Source organism: Neisseria sp. P0021.S007 (assembly GCF_051956855.1).
Map to the genome: position 1 here is coordinate 1 of NZ_JBQCXA010001234.1, position 513 is coordinate 513.

General features: G+C 54.2%; 1 protein-coding gene. It reads left to right on the top strand.

Annotated features, from left to right (window positions below):
- Nucleotides 1–513 (top strand): inorganic phosphate transporter (locus tag ACTHUR_RS18485; RefSeq protein WP_440400225.1); only part of this gene is annotated, 513 nt, incomplete at both ends.

Below are 513 nucleotides of genomic sequence, written 5' to 3' on the forward strand. Positions count from 1 at the left end.
TATCGCGACCATGTTCGGCGTTTTCATGGCGTTTAACGTGGGCGGTAACGATATCGCCAATTCCTTCGGTACCAGCGTCGGCTCCGGTACGCTGACGATTCCCCAAGCTTTGTTGATTGCGGCGGTGTTTGAGGTCAGCGGCGCAGTGATTGCGGGCGGCGAAGTGACCGATACCATACGCAAAGGCATCGTGGACTTGAACGGCATCGACCTTCAGCCCATGCAGTTTGTCTTTATCATGATGTCCGCGCTGCTCGCGGCGGCATTGTGGCTCTTGTTTGCTTCACGCAAAGGTCTGCCCGTTTCCACCACACATGCCATTATCGGCGGTATTGTCGGTAGCGCGGTGTGTATGGCGGTCATGAACAATATGAATGCGGGCGAGCTGATTCAGTGGGGCAAATTGGGCGAAATCGCCTTGTCTTGGGTTTTGTCTCCCGTCTTGGGCGGTACGGTTTCCTATTTATTGTTTTCCCGAGTCAAGAAAAACGTCTTGGACTACAACGCTTGGGC